The organism is Streptomyces sp. NPDC040589 (genome assembly GCF_055594445.1).
In genome coordinates, this window is sequence record NZ_JBVIWP010000012.1 from 119,849 (window position 1) to 135,641 (window position 15,793).

Genomic DNA, 15,793 nt, shown 5'->3' on the forward strand with positions numbered 1-15,793 from the left:
CTCTCACTGGGATGGCCGGCCGACGTGGGGCGTCCCCGGTGTCTGGCTCTTGCCGGGACGACCGGCACACGGAGGGGTGCCCCGGGTGCCCGGGCACCGGCGGGCAGGCGGCCCGGGTGGCACGGGTCCGCCCGGGGCGGCTGGGGTGCTCTCACTGGGATGGCCGGCCGACGTGGGGCGTCCCCGGTGTCTGGCTCTTGCCGGGACGACCGGCACACGGAGGGGTGCCCCGGGTGCCCGGGCATCAGCGCGCAGGTGGCCCGGGTGGCGCCGGGCGGTCGGGGTGCTCTCACCGGGACGGCCGCCCCAACGGAAGCCCCCCGGTCGTCCGCCCCTCACCGGGACGGCCGCCCCAACGGAAGCCCCCCGGTCGTCCGCCCCTCACCAGGACCCCTCACCAGGACAGCCGCCCCGCAGGCCCGCACACCCCCGCCTCACCAAGAAGACTTCCGCACCCCCGGCAGATACCCCGCATGCGCCTGCCCCCGCAGACTCACCCGGGACAGCCCGAACGCCCGGAAGTAGCCGCGCGGCCGCCCGTCCACCTGGTCGCGGTTGCGTACCCGCGTGGCGCTCGCGTCGCGCGGCTGGCTACGCAGTTCCGCCCGCGCGGCGAGCCGTTCGGCCTCCGTCGACGACGGACGCCGGATGATCTCCTTCAGCTCGGCCCGCCGGGCGGCGTACCGGGCGACGATCTCCTGTCGCTTGTCGTTCTTCGCGATCTTGCTCTTCTTCGCCATCAGACCTTCACTCCCCGGGCGCGGATCCGGGCGACGGCCGCCTCGACTCCGATCGTGTCGACGGTCTTGACCGCCCTGGCACTCAGCCGGAGGCGGACGTAGCGGCCCTCGCTCGGCAGCCAGTAGCGCTTGGACTGGATGTTGGGGTCGAACCGGCGGGACGTGCGCCGGTGGGAGTGCGAGATGCGGTTGCCGAAGCCGGGCCGGGAGCCGGTCAGCATGCAGTGCGCGGACATGGTGGTGACGTACCTCTCTGACTCAGGAGATGTAAATGGAATTCATTTTCAGTAGTGTAGCGGCATGGCACGCAACGAACTCCGGCCGGTCATCAAGCTCCGGTCCACCGCCGGAACCGGCTACACCTACGTGACCCGCAAGAACCGCCGCAACGACCCGGACCGCATGATCCTGCGCAAGTTCGATCCGGTCGCCGGCCGCCACGTCGACTTCCGAGAGGAGCGCTGACCATGCGCGAGGGACTCCACCCGGAATACGGCCCCGTCGTGTTCCGCGACCGTGCCGCGAACTACGCCTTCCTCACCCGCTCGACGCTCTCGGCCATGACGAGCGAGAAGACGATCGAGTGGGAGGACGGCCGCACCTACCCGGTCGTCGACGTCGAGATCTCCGACGCGAGCCACCCCTTCTACACCGGCACCGCCCGCGTCCTGGACACGGCGGGGCGCGTGGAGCGCTTCGAGCGCCGGTACGGAAAGAAGGGCTGACCCTGTGACTGCCCCTTCCGGTCCTTCCGGTCCCTCCGGTCCCTCCGGTCCTTCCGGTCCTTCCGGTCCCTCCGGGCTCTCCGTCGTGATCGTCGGCGGGCTGCACGCCGACGCCCGCAGGGCCGCCGTCGCACGGCTGCTCGCCGACGTGCCCGGCAGCGTCGCCCTCCACCACGACCTCGCCACGGCCGCGGCCGGCACGGTCGTACGGACCGTCCGGGACGCCACCGGCCTCCTCGACGCGGGGGAGGCGCCGCTCGTCAACGACTGTGCCTGCTGCGCCCTGCGCGAGGACCTGGTCCCGGAGCTGGAGCGGCTCGCCGACGCCGGGCGCACACCGCTGGCCGTCGTCGAGCTGTGGGACTCCGTCGAGCCCAAGGCCATGGCCGAGGTCGTCACGGCCGGCGGATTCACCGTCACCGGCGTGCTCACCGCCGTCGACCCGGCCCTGGTCCTGCCGTACCTCGGCAACGGCGACGACCTGGCCGACGGCGGTCTCGCCGCCGCGGCGACCGACCAGCGCACCGTCGCCGACACCTTCGCGCGCCAGCTGGAGTACGCCCCCGTCCTCGCGGTCGCCGACTCCCCGGGAGCCGACGACGAGGACCGCGAACTGCTCGCCCAGCTGCACCCGACGGCCCGCCGGGTCCCGATCGGCCAGGGCGACCCGGCGGGCCCGCCGGCCGGCGACGGCCTGACGGTGCCGGCCCAGCGCCGCGGCCCGCTGACCCCGCTGGCCGAGGCGGCCCTGGCCGGCTTCGACGTGGAGGCCGCGGCGGCAGCCCAGCACCCGGCCTGCGCCCTGCTGCCCGCCGAGGCCGACGCGCACGGCGTCTCCACCCTGGTCTGGCACCGGCGCCGCCCCTTCCACCCCGAGCGGCTCTACGCCGCCCTGGAGGACCTGACCTGCGCGGCGGCCCGCAGCCGTGGCCGGTTCTGGCTCGCCGACAAGACCGACACGCTGTTCCACTGGGACGCGGCGGGCGGGGCCCTGTGCGTGGAGAGCGCGGGGCCCTGGCTGGCCTCCCTGCCGGACGCGGCCTGGGAGATGGTCCCGCCGGTGCGCCGCGCCGCCGCCGCGCTGGACTGGCACCCCGAGCACGGCGACCGCGGCCAGCACCTCGTCTTCACCTCGCCCGGCCTCGACCGGGACGGCCTGGAGCGGCTGCTGGAGTCCTGCCTGCTGACCGACGCCGAGTACGCCGCCGGGCGCGACGCCTGGCAGCGGCTGCCGCACGCCTTCGACACCCTCCTGGAGGTCTGATCCCGTATGCCCCGCACGTTCGACCGCAAGCCGCCCGCCAAGAACCGTCCCAACCCGCTGGACCAGGCCGGGATCACGTACATCGACTACAAGGACACCGACCTGCTGCGGAAGTTCGTCTCCGACCGCGGCAAGATCCGCAGCCGCCGTGTCACCCGGGTGTCGGCGCAGCAGCAGCGGCAGCTGGCCAAGGCGATCAAGAACGCGCGCGAGATGGCGCTGCTGCCGTACGCCTCCCGCTGAGGGGATCCGGCCCGGGTGAGGTTCCCCACGCTTGACGCGTGGGGGACCTCATGCCTGCGTCCGGGGCCTTCATCAGGTGCACGCCGGGCGGTCCGGCGGGGCCGGGTGGCCCACCGGGTGTCCGCCGATGATGCGAGCCGGACCCCGGCCCGCAGGACGACGTCCCGGTCCTGCGAGCGGCCCATTTTTCCCCGGCCCCGCAGGTCACGGTCGTCTTCCGCATGGAGCCCGGCCCGCCCTGCCGCGGCCCCCGGCCCGTGCGCCGCCAGCTCCCTCTTCTCCGTCGCGGCCCCCGCCCGGTCCCTCGCCCCCGGCGCCGAGCGGATGCTCCGCCTCCACCGGACCTCCGCCGAACCCGCCGACTTCCCCGGCGGCCTCCGGGAACGCGCGACCGGGCAGGGCCGTCAAACAGGCAGGGCTTCGGTAGAGCGGTCGCCAAAGCTGTAACCGCGGGACCACCCCGCGTGCACGTGCATCTGCTCATGCATCCGCACATGAACAGGGCTATGATCCGGGTCAGTTGACCACTGCATCAATGGCCACATAAGCCAGTGCACCACCGGGGAGCGACCTGTGGACCACGACGTGTACAACGGGATGGCGGCCGCCGGGCTGAACGGTGTGGCCTGGCAGAAGAGCCGGCACAGCAACTCGCAGGGCTCGTGCGTGGAGTTCGCCCAACTCCCGGGCGGGGAGGTGGCCGTACGCAACTCGCGCTTCCCCGACGGACCCGCGCTGGTCTACACCCGTGCGGAGATCGAGGCGATGCTGCTGGGTGTGAAGGACGGCGAGTTCGACCACCTGGTGGGTGGCTGACGAGTCGGCAGACCCCCTACAAACCGGGGGTAATCGGAAATACACGCGCTGTAACGCGCGTAGAACCGCGACGCCAGGAAGCGCCGCGGTTTCTTATTCGCTGCCGGGGCGCGGCAGCCGGAACAGCGCCCAGACCACCTTGCCGCTGAGCGCGCCCGCGAGCGGGTGCCAGCCCCAGCTGTCGCTGAAGGAGTCCACGAGGAACAGCCCGCGGCCCGACTCGGCCGAGAAGTCGTCGGTCTCCCGGGCGACGGGACTGTCGTGACTGGGGTCGCGCACCGCGCACACCAGACGCTCGGTCCAGCGCATCAGGTGCAGCCGCACCGGAGGCTCCCGGTCCCCGGCACACGCGGTGTCGGCCGGCAGACCGTGCCGCAGGGCGTTGGTGACGAGCTCCGAGACCACCAGGCAGACGTCGTCGAAGCGGTCGCCCATGTCCCACTGGTCGAGGGTGGAGCGGGTGAACCGCCGCGCGTCGCGCACCGCTTCGTAGCGGGCGGGCAGAGCGCAGGAGGCGGCGTCGGACACGGCCGCTGGATCAAGCGGCGGAAGGCCCTGCCGTAACGGCTCGAGCATGGTTGATCCATTCGTCCCCATGCGAGGCACTCCCGGGAATTCGCGGTCGTTGCGATGCGGCGGTGGTGCGGCACCATGGTTTCGGATGCGTTCAGCAGATGCAAGGGCAGATGCACGTGCACGTGACCGGAATGAGCCGTCCCGTACCGCTTGTTGGTCAATTTTTCCGTCGTCTTCGCGTCTTTCTCAAGCCGTTCGCATGCCTCCTTCTTGCATTCGCGCGCGTGCGTTCTCCGATGCGATTCCGTTTCCGTAACCGGACGAGTACTGCTCGGAGTGTTTTAGTGGCAGACTTCGGCCCCTGAAGACGTTGGGGAGGCTGGCGAACGTGAGCGCGGGAGAGCCGGGATCGGTGGTGCGGCGCATGCTGCTCGGATCACAACTCAGGCGTCTGCGTGAGGCGCGGGGCATCACGCGCGAGGCGGCGGGCTACTCGATCCGCGCCTCCGAGTCGAAGATCAGCCGGATGGAGCTGGGCCGGGTGAGCTTCAAGACCAGGGACGTCGAGGACCTGCTCACGCTGTACGGCATCACGGACGAGCAGGAGCGCGCCTCCCTGCTGTCCCTGGCGAAGGAAGCCAATGTCGCGGGCTGGTGGCACAGTTACTCCGACGTGCTGCCCAGCTGGTTCCCGACCTACGTCGGCCTGGAGGGCGCGGCGTCGCTGATCCGGGCGTACGAGGTGCAGTTCGTGCACGGCCTGCTGCAGACCGAGGCGTACGCCCACGCGGTGGTCCGGCGGGGCATGCAGGGCGCGAGCGAGGCCGATGTCGAGCGGCGGGTGGCGCTGCGTCTGGAGCGGCAGAAGTACCTCGTCGACGAGCGGGCTCCCGACTTCCACATCATCCTGGACGAGGCCGCCCTGCGCCGTCCGTACGGCGACCGCGAGGTGATGCGCGGTCAGCTCCAGCACCTCATCGACATCTCCGAGCGGCCCAATGTGCGGCTCCAGGTCATGCCGTTCAGCCTCGGCGGCCACTCGGGCGAAAGTGGCGCGTTCACGATCCTCAGCTTCCCCGAGTCCGACCTCTCGGACGTCGTCTATCTGGAGCAGCTCACCAGCGCGCTCTACCTCGACAAGGCCGAGGACGTCGCTCAGTACGAGAAGGCGCTCAAGGAACTCCAGAGCGACAGCCCGGGCCCTTCGGAGAGCCGGGACCTTCTCCGGGGGCTCCTCCAACTCTCCTGAAGCTCTCCTCCAACTCACCTCAAACGCAAGTACGATGACGTGTGATCAGATCGTGAAGGCGCGATCAGAGGTCTGCTTAGGGATCGAGGGATCACATGTCGTCGTCCTACTTCACCGACCTTGCACAGCAGTACATCGACGGTGAGTGGCGCCCGGGTACCGGCTCCTGGGACATCATCGACTTCAACCCGTACGACGACGAGAAGCTCGCGTCGATCACCATAGCCACGGCCGACGAGGTCGATCAGGCGTACCAGGCCGCCGCCCGTGCCCAGAAGCAGTGGGCGGCGACCAATCCGTACGCCCGCCGCGCCGTCTTCGAGAAGGCCCTGCGCCTGATCGAGGAGCGCGAGGCGGAGATCTCCGAGGCCATCATCGCCGAGCTCGGCGGCACCCGTCTGAAGGCCGCCTTCGAGCTGCACCTCGCCAAGGAGTTCCTGCGCGAGGCGGTCCATCTGGCGCTGCGCCCCGAGGGCCGGATCATCCCCTCGCCGGTGGACGGCAAGGAGAACCGCGTCTACCGCGTGCCGGTCGGCGTCGTCGGCGTGATCAGCCCCTTCAACTTCCCGTTCCTGCTGTCGATCAAGTCGGTCGCCCCGGCGCTCGCGCTCGGCAACGCCGTGGTGCTGAAGCCGCACCAGAACACGCCGATCGTCGGCGGTTCCCTGGTCGCGAAGATCTTCGAGGACGCGGGGCTGCCCGGCGGTCTGCTGAACGTCGTCATCACCGACATCGCGGAGATCGGCGACGCCTTCATCGAGCACCCGGTCCCCAAGGTCATCTCCTTCACCGGCTCCGACGCGGTCGGCCGGCACGTGGCGACCGTCTGCGCCCGGCTGTTCAAGCGCTCGGTCCTCGAACTGGGCGGCAACAGCGCGCTGGTGGTCCTCGACGACGCCGACATCGACTACGCGGTCGACGCGGCCGTCTTCAGCCGGTACGTCCATCAGGGCCAGGTCTGCATGGCCGCCAACCGCGTCCTGGTCGACCGGTCGGTCGCGGACGAGTTCACCGAGAAGTTCGTCGCCAAGGTGAAGACCCTCAAGGCGGGCGACCCGCGCGACCCGGAGACCGTCATCGGCCCGGTCATCAACTCCTCGCAGGCGGACGCCGTCTCCGGTGTGGTCGAGCAGGCCCTCGCCGAGGGGGCCACGGCCCTGGTGCGCGGCGGGCGGACCGACAACCTCGTCGAGCCGTCCGTCCTGACCGACGTCCCCGCCGACTCGGCCCTGCTGAAGCAGGAGGTCTTCGGCCCGGTCGCGTTCCTCGTCCCGTTCGACGGCGAGGAGGAGGCCGTACGCCTCGTCAACGACACGCCGTACGGCCTGAGCGGCGCCGTCCACACCGGGAACATCGAGCGGGGCGTCGCGTTCGCCCAGCAGATCGACACGGGCATGTTCCACGTGAACGACGGCACCGTCCACGACGAGCCGATCGTCCCCTTCGGTGGCGAGAAGCACTCGGGCATCGGCCGGCTGAACGGCGACACGATGCTGGACTCCTTCACCACGACCAAGTGGATCTCGGTGCAGCACGGCCGCAGCGGGTTCCCCTTCTAGAGCACCTCCGCAGGTCACGGGACAGCGTCTCGAGACTCACTCGAGACGCGGTCGAAGGCAGGTGGCCGATGTCCGGATCTCGTTGCGTGAGGCGGGTCCGGCCCAGCATGCTCTTACCGCGTCCGTCAGGGCCGCCAAAAGCGGTCGTACAGCGCAACTCCCCCTTGAACCAAGTGTTTTGAGGGGTAGTGCCAGTCGATACTCAAATTGGAGTATCGGGTGGTACGTTGTGCCCACCGACGGACGGAGTGAGTGCATGCACGAACAGGACGAGGTGCTCGACAGCCCGACCGGCTGGGTCGCCACACATGTGCGTCGATACGTGGCCAGCGAGGGTTCGAAGGGGCACATCTGGTACGGCAAGCCCACGCTGCTGCTGACCACGCGGGGACGCAGCTCCGGTGCGCTGCGGCGGACCGGACTGATCTACGGGGAGGATCAGGGCAATTACGTCGTCGTCGGGTCCAACGGCGGATCCGACCACCATCCTCACTGGTACCTCAACCTGCTGGCGGAGCCGCGGGTGCGAGTGCAGGTGGCCGCGGACACGTTCGAGGCGGTCGCCAGGGAGGCGGAAGAGGGGGAACGGGATCGCCTGTGGGAGGCGATGGCCGTGATTTTTCCGCAGTACAAGAGCTACCGGAAGAAGACCGACCGGAAGATCCCCGTCGTCGTGCTGGAGCCACAGGGGCCCGCACAGGACTGAGGGGTGTCCGACGCCTCCGGTGAGGAGGCGGCTACGGCGATGCTCGGGGGAGTGCGCGTCGGTCGAGGACCCGGTTCGACCCGGGTCCCGCGCGCGGACGGCAGGGGGCCGTGCCGTGAGGGGGGACGCGTCATCGTGCCGTTCCACCCACTCGTTTCTCATCGAAGGGTTGGGTGTTGTGCCATGGGCGGATTCAGTCGTCGCGGATTTCTGAGAACGACCGGGGCCGGTGCCGCGGCGGTCGCCACCACGGGGGCGGCCGCGGCACCGGCCGAGGCGGCGCGGGCCAGGGCCACCGTGTGCGTGCCGGAGGCGCCGGTCACGACGGTCGGCGCGGCCGACCCCCGGTACGGCGAACTGGTCGCCAGGGGATTCAACGCCCGTTTCACCGGGTCGCCGGACCTCGTGCACGTGGTCCACACGCCGAAGCAGATCGACCAGGTCGTCACGGACGCTGTGGCGGCCGGGAAGCGGATCGCGGTCCGCAGCGGCGGGCACTGCTTCGAGAACTTCGCCGACCACCGCGACGTCCGCGTGCTCATCGACACCTCGCCCATGCGCGCGGTCTACTTCGACAAGGAGCACCGGGCGTTCGCCGTGCAGCCCGCCGCCACCCTGGGCGAGGTCTACCGCACGCTGTTCTACGACTACGGTGTGACCCTGCCCGCCGGGGTCTGCCCCCAGGTCGGGGCCGGCGGGCATGTCGCCGGTGGCGGATACGGGCCGCTGACCCGTCGTGACGGCACGGTCGTCGACCATCTGTACGGCGTCGAGGTCGTGGTGGTGGACGCCTCCGGCAAGGCCCGCACCCTCACCGCCACCCGCGAGCGGGACGATCCCCACCACGATCTCTGGTGGGCGCACACCGGGGGCGGCGGCGGCAACTTCGGCATCGTCACCCGCTATCTGTTCCGTACGCCCGGGGCCTCGGGCGACGACCCCTCGGCCCTGCTGCCCAAGCCGCCCACCCGGCTCCGCTCCACCTTTGTGACCTGGTCGTGGGCCGATCTCGACCTGGCCAAGTTCACCCGGCTCGTCACCAACTTCAGCCGGTGGTACGAGCAGAACCACGCCGACGCCCGGTACGGCAGCCTCTACAGCACCCTGCACCTCAACACACACGCGATCGGCTCCATCTCCCTGGACATCCGCTTCGACGGCGGCCGCGCCGACGCCGCCGAACTGATCGAGCGGTACGTCACCGCCGTCAACGCGGGGACCGGACTGGAGCCGGCCATCGAGCACACCGACGACCTCTGGCTCCAGGCCACCCTCGGCGCGCGCTTCGACACCGGCGGATACGACCGGCACAAGTCGAAGAGCGCCTATCTCAGGCGCGCCTGGACACCCGAGCGCATCAAGACCGTCCACAAGCACCTGACCGACCCCGCGTTCGAGGGCTGGGGCGCCGTCGACCTCTACTCGTACGGGGGGAAGGTCAACACCGTGGCGCCCGGGGCCACCGCCGTGCCGCAGCGGGACTCGATCCTCAAGGCGTGGTTCTCCGCGACCTGGATGGATCCAGGCCTCGACGACGTGCACCTGAACTGGATCCGCGAGCTGTACCGGGACGTGTTCCGCGACACCGGCGGCGTTCCCGTGCCGAACGACGACCACGACGGCTGCTACATCAACTATCCCGACACCGACCTGGCCGATCCGCGCTGGAACACCTCCGACGTGCCCTGGCACACCCTCTACTACAAGGACGGATACCGCCGCCTCCAGAAGGTCAAGGCGAAGTACGACCCCCGCGGCGTCTTCCAGCACCCGCTCTCCGTCCGGCTTCCCTGACCCCCGGCTGAAAGGAAACCGTCACCGTGCGACCCGGCCGAGCCGTCGGTACACACATCACCCTGGGAGGCGACCTCACCGTGGGCCGGCTCGGCTTCGGGGCACTCCGGCTCACGGGCCCCCACCACTGGGGCCCGCCCACCCGGCCGGACAAGGCCGCCGAGGTGGCACGGTGCGCGGTCGAACTCGGCGCGACGTTCATCGACACCGCCGACGTCTACGGGCTCGGGGCCAACGAGGAACTGCTCGCCTCGGCGCTGCACCCCTACCCGCCGGGCCTGGTCGTCTCCACCAAGGCGGGTGAGGTCCGGCCCAGTCCCCATCAGTGGCGGGTGCTGGGCCGGCCCGACTACCTGCGCCAGCAGGCCGAGTTGAGCCTGCGCCGGCTGCGGCTGGAGCGCGTCGAGCTCTTCCAGCTGCACCGGGTCGATCCCCAGGTGCCGCTGGAGGACCAGGTCGGGGCGCTCAAGCAGCTCCAGGACGAGGGGAAGATCCGCCACATCGGGCTCTCCGAGGTGACGGTGGAGCAGATCGAGCAGGCGCGGGGCGTGGCGCGCGTCGTGAGCGTGCAGAACAAGTACAACCTCTACGACCGGCGTTACGAGAAGGAGCTGGAGTACTGCGAGCGGGAGGGCATCGCCTTCATCGCCTGGAAGCCGCTCGCCGGTACGGCACGGCCGGCCCCCGACAGTGCGCTCGCCCGGGTGGCAGCGCAGACGGGCGCGACGACGACGCAGGTGGCCCTCGCCTGGCTGCTGCACCGCTCACCGGCCCTGCTGCCCATCCCGGGCACGGCCTCCCTGTCCCATCTGCGGGCCAACATGGCGTCGTCGGACATCACCCTCGACGGTGAGCAGCTGACCCTGCTCGACGGGGAGTGAGAGGCCGGGGAATGAGAAGCCGGGGAACGAGCGGTCCGGGGAGTGAGCGGGTCGGGGGCCGCCGCCCCCGGCCCGCCCCGTGCCCCGGGGCTGTCGCCCGGCGTGGTCAGAGGCTCAGTTCGCTCGCCACCGCCATCACGTACTCGCCGTACCCCGAGCGGGACAGCTTCGCGCCGAGCCGGTGGCAGGCGTCGGCGTCGATGAAGCCCATGCGCAGGGCGACTTCCTCCAGGCAGGCGATGCGTACGCCCTGCCGGTCCTCCAGGGTCTGGACGTACTGGCCGGCTTGGAGGAGGGACTGCGGGGTGCCGGCGTCGAGCCAGGCGAATCCGCGGCCGAACGTGACGAGTTTGGCCCGGCCCTGTTCGAGATAGATCCGGTTGACGTCGGTGATTTCCAGTTCGCCGCGGGCCGAGGGGCGTATTCGGTGGGCGATCTCCACGACGTCGTTGTCGTAGAGATAGAGCCCGGTGATGGCGAGATTCGAGCGGGGCTTTTCGGGCTTCTCCTCCAGGGAGACGAGCCGTCCTGTTTCGTCGACCTCGCCGACGCCGTAGCGCTCGGGATCGGTGACCGGATAGCCGAAGAGGACGCAGCCGTCGATGTCCCGTGAGTGCACGTCCAGGAGATCGTAGAAACCGTTTCCGTGGAAGATGTTGTCGCCCAGGACGAGGGCGACCGAGTCGTCGCCGATGTGGTCGGCCCCGGTGCGGAAGGCCTGCGCCAGTCCGTTGGGAACGGGCTGTTCGGCGTAGGTCAGGGAGATCCCCAAGTGGCTGCCGTCGCCCAGCAGTTGGCGCAGCTGAGGGATGTCGCCGGGCAGGGCGATGATGAGGATGTCCCGGACGTCGGCCAGCATCAGTGCCGAGAGAGGGTAGTAGATCAACGGCTTGTCGTTGACGGGAAGCAACTGCTTCGAAACAGCCAGGGTGATCGGGTGTAAACGGCTGCCATAGCCGCCTGCCAGCACAATTCCTTTCACTGGCTCCTCCTTAGTCTGGGCATTCTCGGCGACAGTAGGCCGGAAGTCTCCCGGCAGACAACAATCGCCCCGCCGATATCGACCGCGATACGAGGTGAGGGCTTCATGGTCACCTTCTGTTCAAGTCCGCTCGATCGGTTCTCGAGTCTGTTCCTTCCAAACCTGCATAGGGTGCACTTCATGGCCGTTGTTGATCCTGACGGCCGGCATCGAAGGTGCGAGAAGTATCGACCGCAAGGGGAGGAAGAACTGTCGTGGCGGCACTGACGAGCGAGAAACTCTTTGCCATCCTGCGTGAGTGCGCGGGGGAAGAGGAGTCCGTAACCAGCGCGGAAAACGCAGTTGACATGGAATTCACAGACCTCGGGTATGATTCGCTGGCCCTTCTGGAGACCGCGGCCCGGGTCTCGCGCGAGTACGACGTGGAGATCCCCGAAGGGGATCTTTCCGAGGTGACGACCCCCGCCGGGTTTCTGGCCGTCGTGAATACGCTGCTGAAGGTGGCTTGATCCCTCCGGCGGCACCCGTCGCACCCGGGTCGTCTTGTTGATTGCGCAACCGGTTTGTTGCTCGCGCAACGAAATTCCCGGCGCTGACAGCGCTTTCCTTTCTGGCGGCACTATGTTCTCTCTGTGGGGAACTTGTGAACCGCCTGAGGCGTTGATGCTCGGTAGACCAGTAGCTTTCTGCGATCTATGGGGGAACGTCGTGAAGCTGGGTGTCTTAGGCCCACTTTCCGTGCAGGTCGAGGGTGATCTGCACACTCCGAGCGCACCGAAGATGAGAAGCGTTCTGGCCACATTGCTGGTACACGCCGACCAGGTGGTACCCGTGTCGTCACTGATACGCGAACTCTGGGACGAGGAGCCTCCGGTCAGCTGCCTGACCACGCTGCAGACCTACATCCTCAACCTGCGCAAGTTGCTGGCGTCCGCGACGGGAATGACCGCCCGTCAGGTCGCCTCCGAGATCCTCGTGACCCGGTCCGGCGGCTACCTCTTCCGGACCACCCAGGGGGATCTGGACGTCCACCGGTTCCATCAGCTCGTCTCGGACGGACGCCGGGCGCTGTCGTCGGGGGACGACAGCACCGCACTGTCCACCCTCTCCAGCGCGCTGCAGCTGTGGCGCGGACCCGCCCTCGTGGACGTCGTCGCCGGCCGGATCCTCGAAGGGCGGCGCCAGCAGTTCGAGGAGTCCCGGCTGGTCGTCCTGGAGTATCTCGTCGACACCCAGCTGCGGCTCGGCATGTACCGCGAGGTGCTCACCGAGCTCGCCGCCCTGACGGCCGACAACCCGTACCACGAGGGCCTGCACGCCCAGTACATGCGGGCCCTCTACCTCAACGGCCGGCGGGCGCAGGCCCTGGAGCTCTTCCAGCGCCTGCGGGTCAACCTGGTGAACCATCTCGGTCTCGAACCCGGTCCGATGGCCCAGGAACTGCACCGTTCCATCCTCAACGCGGAGTCGATCGACGCGCAGGGCAACCTCCGCAGGCCCACCGGGGACATCGTGCGCATGTCGTCCTCCGGCGCGGTGCGCGTCTACTGACACCACGTGGAGCCCTGTCCGAGGGGCGGACCGGGCTCCACGTGCTCCGTGGGGCCGCTCAGTCCGGGACCGACGCGCTGACGAACCGGACCGGGGTGGGCAGATGGAGCGGGCCCTCGCCACGCAGCCGGTCCAGCTCGGTGGTCAGGCGGTGGCGCAACTGCCGGTTCTCGTACTCCGGGAGATGCTGCCAGAGCAAGCGCATTCCCTGTGTATGGGACCAGTCGACCCAGGTTTCGCCGTCCGGCGCGCGCAGATCGATGTGCTCGTCGGCGATCTCCACGTCCTCGAATCCGGCGTCGATCATCGTCCGGGTCAGGTCGCCGGTGTCCTGAAGCCAGCTGTTGAACCGCCGCTTCAGCGCGTCCGGCCGCCAGTCGGCCGGCAGGTTGCGCAGCAGGCGCTCGGGGATCAGTTCCGTGAACACGGGCGGCAGGAAGGGGAACGTGTCCTCCGTGAAGACCGGGCTGGTGAACGCGATCCGGCCACCCGGCCGCAGCAGGGCCGCGTACCGGGGGAGCGCGGCCGGCGCGTCGGGCAGGAAGATCAGGCTGTAGCTTCCGGTCACCACGTCGAAGGAGGCGGGCGGGAAGTCCGGGTGCTCGCCGTCCATGACCCGGACCTCCACATGCCGGGCGCCGAGCGAGCCGGCCTGCCGGCGGGCCTCCTCCACCATGGCCGGCGCGATGTCGATACCGAGCACATGGCCGGACGGGCCCACCTTTTCCGCCGCCACGAAAAGGGACGCGCCCCGGCCGCATCCCACATCGAGAACGCGTTGCCCGGGCCGCGGATCGGCCCTTTCCACCAGTCGCCGGCCCATCGGTGTGAAGAACTCGACGCCCAACTGGTCATAAGTCGCCGCGGCATTGTTGAACGCCTCGGTGACCGTCGATTTGTACTTCGTCTTGTCCATGGGTCCTCCGGGTGACGAAAGCCGACCCGACCACCCTGACTCGTCCCTCTGAAATGTGAGTCGGAAGGCGCTCGGCGGCCGCTCGAAACCGGCTTGTCAACGGGTCGAGCCGGTGCGGAAAAGGATTGTTGCGGAGAGGCGCGGAAGTCAGGATGAACTCATCGACGACCGACAAGGAGTGCCGACCGTGAGCGATCGCATCGACATTGTTCGCCGCATGGTGAACAGCTACAACACCGGAAAAACGGATGACGTGTCCGAGTTCATCCACGAGGAGTACCTCAATCCCGGTGCCCTGGAACACATGCCGGAACTGCGCGGTCCCGAGGCGTTCGCACTCGCGGTGAAGTGGCTGAAGCTCACTTTCTCCGAGGACGCGCATCTGGAGGAGATCTCCTACGAGGAGAAAGGCAGCTGGGTGCGGGCGAAACTCGCCCTGTACGGACGTCAGGTGGGCGAACTCGTGGGAATGCCCGCCACCGGGCGCAAGTTCTCCGGCGAACAGATCCACCTCATCCGGATCGTCGACGGAAAGATCCGCGACCACCGCGACTGGCCCGACTATCTCGGCACCTACCGCCAGCTCGGCGAGCCCTGGCCCACCGAGGAGGGCTGGCGCCCCTGAGAGCTTGCGAACAAACCCGCGCCCGGGCCCGGGGCGAGGGTTTGTTCACAAGCTCTGAGCAGCCCGTCCGGCACACCGACGCCCAAGGGAAGGAAAACGGTGAGCTCTTCCTCACCCGGGGAACCCCTGGAACCGACCGACCAGGACCTCGACGTACTCCTGAAGAACCTCGGCAATCTGGTGACCCCGATGGCCCTGAGGGTCGCCGCGACACTCCGCCTGGTCGATCACCTCCTGGCCGGAGCCGGCACCCTCGCCGACCTCGCCGACCGCACGGACACCCACCCCCAGGCGCTCTCCCGCCTGGTCAGGCACCTGACCGTCGTCGGCGTCCTGGAGGGCGGCGAGAAGCCGGACCAGCCGCTGCGCCCCACCCGGCTCGGGATGCTCCTCGCCGACGGCCACCCGGCCCAGCAGCGGGCCTGGCTGGACCTGGACGGGGCCGTCTCCCACGCCGACCTGGCCTTCACCGGGCTCCTCGACGTGGTCCGCACCGGCCGCCCCGCCTACGCCGGGCGGTACGGGCGGCCCTTCTGGGAGGACCTCTCGGCCGACGTGGCGCTGGCCGACTCCTTCGACGCGCTCATGTCCTGCGACGAGGACCTGGCCTACGAGGCCCCGGCCGACGCGTACGACTGGTCGGCGGTCCGGCACGTCCTCGACGTGGGCGGCGGCAACGGCGGCATGCTCGCGGCGATCGCCCTGCGGGCCCCGCACCTGCGCGGCACCCTCGTCGAACTGGCCGGTCCCGCCGAGCGCGCCCGGCGCAGGTTCGCGGACGCCGGTCTGGCCGACCGGGTCACGGTGGCGGAGGGCGACTTCTTCAAGCCGCTGCCCGTCACCGCCGACGTCGTCCTGCTGTCGTTCGTCCTGCTCAACTGGTCCGACGAGGACGCGCTGACGATTCTGCGCGGCTGCGTCAGGGCGCTGGAACCGGGCGGCAGGCTCCTGGTCCTCGACCGTGCCGATGCCGAGGGGGACGGCGCCGACCGGTTCTTCAGCACGCTGCTCGACCTGCGGATGCTGACGTTCATGGGCGGACGGGTGCGCACCCGGGACGAGGTCGTGGCCCTGGCCGGATCGGCCGGCCTCGCCCTGGCCTCGGAGCGCACGAGCGGCTCCACGACCCTCCCGTTCGACTTCTCGATCCTCGAGTTCACGGCCGCCTCCGAGGAAGCGGCCCCGGCCGCCCAGGCCTCCGAAGCCCTCCCAGCACAGGAGTAGAC

The 15,793-nt window shown here is 69.5% G+C and carries 19 protein-coding genes; 14 read left to right on the plus strand and 5 right to left on the minus strand.

All coding sequences use genetic code 11. The annotated features are described in order from the left end of the window. Positions 1-434: 434 nt before the first annotated feature. The gene (rpsN, locus tag ACZ58V_RS36735) at positions 435-740 is read right to left on the minus strand and encodes a 30S ribosomal protein S14 (protein ID WP_468192615.1); all 306 of its coding nucleotides are present in this window, start codon (positions 738-740) and stop codon (positions 435-437) included. Further along, positions 740-976, minus strand: coding sequence for a 50S ribosomal protein L28 (gene rpmB, locus ACZ58V_RS36740; RefSeq protein ID WP_382831368.1), 237 nt, complete (start codon positions 974-976; stop codon positions 740-742). Before rpmB ends, rpsN begins: the two co-directional genes overlap by 1 nt. A 64-nt stretch (positions 977-1,040) precedes the next feature. Between rpmB and rpmG the strand changes: the two genes are divergently transcribed. The 5 genes from rpmG to ACZ58V_RS36765 all read left to right on the plus strand — a co-directional run bounded on the left by rpmG (position 1,041) and on the right by ACZ58V_RS36765 (position 3,788). Next, positions 1,041-1,205, plus strand: coding sequence for a 50S ribosomal protein L33 (rpmG, locus tag ACZ58V_RS36745; protein WP_193483085.1), 165 nt, complete (start codon positions 1,041-1,043; stop codon positions 1,203-1,205). Positions 1,206-1,207: 2 nt separating this feature from the next. Continuing rightward, on the plus strand, positions 1,208-1,465 hold the full coding sequence (locus ACZ58V_RS36750) for a type B 50S ribosomal protein L31 (RefSeq protein ID WP_471295525.1): 258 nt from the start codon (positions 1,208-1,210) through the stop codon (positions 1,463-1,465). Between the two features lie 85 nt (positions 1,466-1,550). Next, positions 1,551-2,729 (plus strand): CobW family GTP-binding protein, encoded by a 1,179-nt coding sequence (locus ACZ58V_RS36755; RefSeq protein ID WP_471295527.1) that lies wholly within the window; start codon positions 1,551-1,553, stop codon positions 2,727-2,729. 6 nt (positions 2,730-2,735) lie between these two features. Then, a complete protein-coding gene (gene rpsR, locus ACZ58V_RS36760) occupies positions 2,736-2,972 on the plus strand; it encodes a 30S ribosomal protein S18 (RefSeq protein WP_189725806.1) in 237 nt (78 codons plus the stop codon). A gap of 597 nt (positions 2,973-3,569) precedes the next feature. Further along, positions 3,570-3,788, plus strand: coding sequence for a DUF397 domain-containing protein (locus tag ACZ58V_RS36765; RefSeq protein WP_468193014.1), 219 nt, complete (start codon positions 3,570-3,572; stop codon positions 3,786-3,788). Positions 3,789-3,881: 93 nt separating this feature from the next. Here the strand turns inward: ACZ58V_RS36765 and ACZ58V_RS36770 are convergent, their stop codons facing one another. Next, entirely contained in the window at positions 3,882-4,385 is a 504-nt protein-coding gene (locus ACZ58V_RS36770) for an ATP-binding protein (protein ID WP_471295530.1), read from the minus strand. Positions 4,386-4,728: 343 nt separating this feature from the next. On the opposite strand from ACZ58V_RS36770, the gene ACZ58V_RS36775 reads away from it, so the two are divergent. The 5 genes from ACZ58V_RS36775 (at position 4,729) to ACZ58V_RS36795 (ending at position 10,493) form a co-directional block, all read left to right on the plus strand. Continuing rightward, entirely contained in the window at positions 4,729-5,553 is an 825-nt protein-coding gene (locus ACZ58V_RS36775) for a helix-turn-helix domain-containing protein (RefSeq protein WP_215124307.1), read from the plus strand. A gap of 95 nt (positions 5,554-5,648) precedes the next feature. After that, positions 5,649-7,112, plus strand: coding sequence for an aldehyde dehydrogenase family protein (locus ACZ58V_RS36780; protein ID WP_471295532.1), 1,464 nt, complete (start codon positions 5,649-5,651; stop codon positions 7,110-7,112). 256 nt (positions 7,113-7,368) lie between these two features. Further along, on the plus strand, positions 7,369-7,818 hold the full coding sequence (locus ACZ58V_RS36785; protein ID WP_468192606.1) for a nitroreductase family deazaflavin-dependent oxidoreductase: 450 nt from the start codon (positions 7,369-7,371) through the stop codon (positions 7,816-7,818). Positions 7,819-8,001: 183 nt separating this feature from the next. Continuing rightward, positions 8,002-9,612, plus strand: coding sequence for an FAD-binding oxidoreductase (locus ACZ58V_RS36790; RefSeq protein ID WP_471295535.1), 1,611 nt, complete (start codon positions 8,002-8,004; stop codon positions 9,610-9,612). Positions 9,613-9,638: 26 nt separating this feature from the next. Further along, positions 9,639-10,493, plus strand: coding sequence for an aldo/keto reductase (locus ACZ58V_RS36795; protein WP_471295537.1), 855 nt, complete (start codon positions 9,639-9,641; stop codon positions 10,491-10,493). A 106-nt stretch (positions 10,494-10,599) separates the two neighbouring features. Here the strand turns inward: ACZ58V_RS36795 and rfbA are convergent, their stop codons facing one another. After that, a complete protein-coding gene (gene rfbA / locus ACZ58V_RS36800; RefSeq protein WP_468192602.1) occupies positions 10,600-11,475 on the minus strand; it encodes a glucose-1-phosphate thymidylyltransferase RfbA in 876 nt (291 codons plus the stop codon). Between the two features lie 254 nt (positions 11,476-11,729). On the opposite strand from rfbA, the gene ACZ58V_RS36805 reads away from it, so the two are divergent. Further along, on the plus strand, positions 11,730-11,984 hold the full coding sequence (locus ACZ58V_RS36805; protein WP_468192601.1) for an acyl carrier protein: 255 nt from the start codon (positions 11,730-11,732) through the stop codon (positions 11,982-11,984). A 154-nt stretch (positions 11,985-12,138) separates the two neighbouring features. Continuing rightward, the gene (locus ACZ58V_RS36810; protein ID WP_468192600.1) at positions 12,139-13,026 is read left to right on the plus strand and encodes an AfsR/SARP family transcriptional regulator; all 888 of its coding nucleotides are present in this window, start codon (positions 12,139-12,141) and stop codon (positions 13,024-13,026) included. Positions 13,027-13,084: 58 nt separating this feature from the next. Here ACZ58V_RS36810 and ACZ58V_RS36815 read toward each other — a convergent pair whose 3' ends face one another. Then, the gene (locus ACZ58V_RS36815) at positions 13,085-13,942 is read right to left on the minus strand and encodes a class I SAM-dependent methyltransferase (protein ID WP_468192599.1); all 858 of its coding nucleotides are present in this window, start codon (positions 13,940-13,942) and stop codon (positions 13,085-13,087) included. A gap of 187 nt (positions 13,943-14,129) precedes the next feature. Between ACZ58V_RS36815 and ACZ58V_RS36820 the strand changes: the two genes are divergently transcribed. Continuing rightward, positions 14,130-14,567 carry a SnoaL/DnrD family polyketide biosynthesis methyl ester cyclase gene (locus ACZ58V_RS36820; RefSeq protein WP_471295540.1) on the plus strand — a complete coding sequence of 146 codons (438 nt, stop codon included), beginning with the start codon at positions 14,130-14,132 and terminating at the stop codon, positions 14,565-14,567. A gap of 99 nt (positions 14,568-14,666) precedes the next feature. After that, positions 14,667-15,791, plus strand: coding sequence for a methyltransferase (locus ACZ58V_RS36825; RefSeq protein WP_471295542.1), 1,125 nt, complete (start codon positions 14,667-14,669; stop codon positions 15,789-15,791). The last annotated feature ends 2 nt before the right edge of the window (positions 15,792-15,793 follow it).